The organism is Mesorhizobium sp. M5C.F.Ca.IN.020.32.2.1 (assembly GCF_004023105.1).
Classification (GTDB): domain Bacteria; phylum Pseudomonadota; class Alphaproteobacteria; order Rhizobiales; family Rhizobiaceae; genus Mesorhizobium; species Mesorhizobium wenxiniae.
In genome coordinates, this window is the sequence record NZ_RZSX01000554.1 from 1 (window position 1) to 4,349 (window position 4,349).

Sequence of the window (4,349 nt, forward strand, 5' to 3'; positions counted from 1 at the left end):
ACATCGAGCCCCTCGGCCTCGACCAGATGGCGCGCGCCGGTATCGCCTTCGAGATGAGCGATCGCCGCAAACAGCGAGCGCGGCAGCAGCACCGGGTTGCCTCGCTTACCCTCATGCGAGGCGCGTACGACCGATTGGCCCTCGGACTTGCGGAATGCGTCAATCAGCCTGTCGAGGTCGGCCGACGAGACGCCAGGCATGTCGCCGAGCATGATCATGGCGCCGGCGGCATCGCCGGCAACCCGGGCGATGCCGGCCTTCAGCGACGAAGACAGGCCCTCGGTGAAATCCGGATTACCGGCGAAGGTCACATCCAGGCCCGACAATGCGGCGTGTACGCGTTCGCGCTGATGGCCGGTGACAACGATGATGCCCGAAGCTTTCGAACCGAGCGCGCGCTCGGCGGTGCGGCGCACCAGCGGCTTGCCGTCGAACAGCGCCAGCAGCTTGTTCGGGCCGCCCATGCGGCTGGAGCGACCGGCGGCCAGCAGCACGACATCGACTTTCAACTCGGCCCTGGCCGGCAGCGGCTCGCGCGGCTGAGGCCGCGTCGGGATTTCCATCAACAGACCGCCGACACCCATGCCGGCAATATCCTTGGCCGTCACGTCGAGACCGGCAATCAACCTGTCGAGAACCCAGTCGAAGCCGTTCTCCTTGGGGCTGCGCGCGCAGCCGGGCGCACCGATGACGTGCTTGCCGCCAAGTGTGCCGAGCACCAGCAGATTACCGGGATCGACCGGCATGCCGGCGCGGACGACGATGCCGCCGGCCTTCTCGATCGCCGCCGGGACGACGTCGCCAAAATCGCTCATCGCCGAAGCGCCGAAGATCACCACCATGTCGTTGTCGCGCGCCAGCGAGGCCGCAGCTTCCGCAACGGGACCAACTTCATGCGGCGTGCGGCGCTCCGCCGCCAGCCGGCCGCCCGAGCGCGCCAGGCGGGCTTCGGTGACACGCAACGTCTTGTCGAGCACGTTCGGCTTGATACCGGGCAGAACCGTCTGGATGACGCCGACACGCACCGGCTGATAGGCATTGACAGCGAAGATCTCGCTGCCGGCGCAGATCCTTGCCACCGCATCGACCAGCACGGAGCCGACCGCGAAGGGAATGATCTTCACGGTCGCCACCATCTGGCCCTTTTCGACCGGTGCGTGCTGCGCCAGCGTGGCGATGGTGATGGTCGGGTCGACGGCGTTGATGGCGTCGATCTTCGCCGCGTCGACAGTGAAGATGCCGCCCGCCTCGGCGTGCAGGTTGACCCGGCCGGTGGCGGCGGGCTTGGCCTCGATGTTGCGATGGATCATGCTTTCGGCGATCTTTTCGGCGGCAGCGTCCTCGCTCAAATCGTCGGGAGCAAGAACAGCCGCGACAACCTCCGAAATCCCTGCCGCCTTGAGCAAAGATACATCATCGGCGCTCAGCCGATGCGCCTTGCGGAAACGCCGTTCTCCGACCGTGGTGGCATGCGCCAGCACCGCGCCCTCGGCCGAGTCGATCGGGATCGGGCCGAATTTCACGCCGCCGCGTCCGTAGAGCGCCGCGCGTCCTCTTGGACGCGCAAAGGACGCTCTACTACTTTGAATCTACGCATCGTGCTTCTCCAAAATCGATTCCGATCTTTGGGCCGATGCGGAGGCTTCGAGGCCACGCGAGCGAAAGGCCTGGATCGCCTGCGCCAGCACCGCGACGGCGATCTCGGCCGGGCTCGCTGCGCCGATGTCGAGGCCGATCGGCGCGTGGATGCGGGCGATCTGGTCGGCGGTCGCGCCCAATGCCAGCAGGCGCTCGACGCGCTTCGCATGGGTCTTGCGGCTGCCGAGCGCCCCGACATAGAAGCAGTTGGCGTCGAGCGCCGCCTTCAGCGCGAAGTCATCGATCTTCGGGTCATGGGTGACGGCTGCCAACGCCGTATAGCTGTCGAGCGGCTGGCGCTTCAGAACATCCTCGGGCCATTCGGCATGCAGTGCGACATCGGGAAAGCGGCCTGCGGTGGCAAAGGCCGTGCGCGGATCGACGATCTCGACGGGAAAGCCGGCGATCTTGGCCATCGGCGCCAGTGCCTGGCTGATATGAACGGCGCCGATCACCAACAGGCGCGGCTGCGGCAGATAGGCGTTAAGGAAGAAAGTTCGCCCCTCCGCCTCGACCGACCCGGAACTGCCTGATCGAAACGCCTTCGCGATCGCAGCGCCCAGATCGCCGGCGACCTGGTCGCCCTCGCGCACGATGCGGTCGCGGCCGTCGCCGAGATCGGTGACCAGGATCGCCGCGCGGCGGGCGCGGCGTTCGGCGTTCAGCGTCTTCAGCGCATAAGGATCCATCGTGCCCGGCCTAACCCAACCGCTCGACATAGACTTTGATGCGGCCTCCGCAGGACAAGCCAACCTGCCAGGCGGTCTCATCGGCGACACCGAACTCCAGCATCTTTGCCTTGCCGCTGTCGATGACATCGATTGCTTCGGTGACCACCGCGCCTTCGACGCAGCCGCCAGAGACGGAGCCGTGGAAATTGCCTTCCGCGTCTATGACAAGATGGCTGCCGACGGGACGCGGCGCCGAGCCCCAGGTTTCGACCACGGTGGCAATGGCGACATCCTTGCCGTCCTTCATCCAGCCTTCGGCGATGATCAGGGGATCGCGCGCCTCATCGAGATAGATACTATTTTCCATCACCGTTTCTCCCGGAGAAAACATATGGCTATGCGGCGCTTCACGCGCCACCTTCAATCCATCTGCGTGGGTCGACCAAGCGCGTCGAATTCTTGTCCAGCGACTCGCAGAGATCAGTGAGCGCATCGAGATTGTGTACCGAGCGGAACTCGTCGACATGCGGCAGCATCGCCTTGACACCGCGGGCACGGGCCTCGAAACCGTCGAAGCGCAGCAGCGGGTTCAGCCAGATCAACCGCCGGCAGGATTTGTGCAGGCGCTCCATTTCCTCCGACAGGCCGGCGATGTCGTCGCGCTCCAGCCCGTCGGTGATCAGCAGCACCACCGCGCCCTGGCCCAGCACGCGCCGCGACCACAGCCGGTTGAATTCGGCCAGCGTATCGCCGATGCGGGTGCCGCCCGACCAGTCCATCACCGCAGCCGAGCAATCGGCGAGTGCTGCGTCAGGATCGCGATGGCGCATCTGCCGCGTCAGATTTGTCAGCCTGGTGCCGAAGACAAAGGCATGCACGCGTCGGCGCTTTTCGGTCAGCGCATGCAGGAAATGCAGAAAGATGCGCGTGTACTGGCTCATCGAACCGGAAATATCGGCAAGCACGACCAGCGGCGGGTGAACCTCGCGCGGTGACCGGAATCTTGGCAGGATCAGTTCGCCGCCTGTCCGCGCGGCCGAGCGCATCATGGCGCGCGGATCGATACGTCGGCCATGCGCGTCGGATTTGAAACGCCGTGTCCTGACCATGTCGAAGGGCAGCCGCAACGCGGTAATCGCCTTCTTGGCGTCGGCCATCTCGGCGGCGTTCATCTGGGCAAAGTCCTTGCCCCTCAGCACCTCGTTGCCGGAACATGTGAAGCGGGCGTCGACCTCGATCTCGGGGATTTCTTGCGCCGGTTGGTTCTTCTGGTGGCCCTCGAACATTGCCTGGCTGACGCGGTTTTCCGCAGCGCGCGGCTTCTGCTTCTCTCTGATATCAGGCGCCACCGGAGAAAAAATCGCCAGCATCTTTTCGATCAGCTCGTGCGATTTCCAGAACAGCCGGAACGTCTCGTCAAAGGTTTGGTGGTCCTCGTGCCGCGAGACGAGGACAGCGTGCAGCGTCCAGTAGAAATCGTCGCGGGAACCGATGCCGGCGGCCAGCACCGCCTCGATCGCGTCCTTGACCGAGGCCGGGCCGACCCGCATGCCGGCCTTGCGCAAGGTTCGGGCGAAATACACGATGTTGTCGGCGATTCGCCCGTCCGGCCTGGCCTCTTTCGGTTCGCGACGCGGCGTTGCCATCGCCCTACTCCGCCGCCGAAAGCTCGGCCTTCACCTCGTTGAGGATGCGCCGGCCTTCGCCCCGTGCTACACGGGCAATGTCGTCCTGGTATTTCAACAGCACGCCGATCGTGTCGGAAACGGTTTCCGGATCGAGCGCCACCCTGTCGAGTTCGGTCAGCGCGCCGGCCCAGTCGATGGTCTCGGCAACCCCCGGCACCTTGAACAGCTTGATCTGGCGCAGCTTCTGGATGAACGAAACCACCTCTGCCGACAGCCGGCTGTTGGCCTGCGGTACTTTCCTACGCACGATCTCCAGTTCGCGCTCGGCATTCGGATAATCGACCCAGTGATAGAGGCAGCGCCGCTTCAGCGCGTCGTGGATCTCGCGGGTGCGGTTCGTGGTGATGATGAC

Annotated in this window: 4 protein-coding genes and 1 pseudogene; all 5 read right to left on the bottom strand. The window is 65.0% G+C overall.

Annotated elements, in window-relative coordinates; all coding sequences use genetic code 11:
* Positions 1 to 1,523, bottom strand: a 1,523-nt coding sequence (locus EOA86_RS24085) for a molybdopterin-binding/glycosyltransferase family 2 protein (RefSeq protein ID WP_128343954.1), incomplete at its 3' end; no start/stop codon positions are given.
* Between the two features lie 66 nt (positions 1,524 to 1,589).
* Positions 1,590 to 2,327 (bottom strand): XdhC family protein, encoded by a 738-nt coding sequence (locus EOA86_RS24090; protein ID WP_127208943.1) that lies wholly within the window; start codon positions 2,325 to 2,327, stop codon positions 1,590 to 1,592.
* Between the two features lie 10 nt (positions 2,328 to 2,337).
* Positions 2,338 to 2,676, bottom strand: a complete 339-nt coding sequence (locus EOA86_RS24095) for an XdhC family protein (protein WP_065008152.1) — start codon at positions 2,674 to 2,676, stop codon at positions 2,338 to 2,340.
* A gap of 40 nt (positions 2,677 to 2,716) precedes the next feature.
* A complete protein-coding gene (locus tag EOA86_RS24100) occupies positions 2,717 to 3,955 on the bottom strand; it encodes a VWA domain-containing protein (RefSeq protein WP_128343956.1) in 1,239 nt (412 codons plus the stop codon).
* 4 nt (positions 3,956 to 3,959) lie between these two features.
* A pseudogene (locus EOA86_RS24105) lies at positions 3,960 to 4,349 on the bottom strand (MoxR family ATPase); the annotation flags it as partial.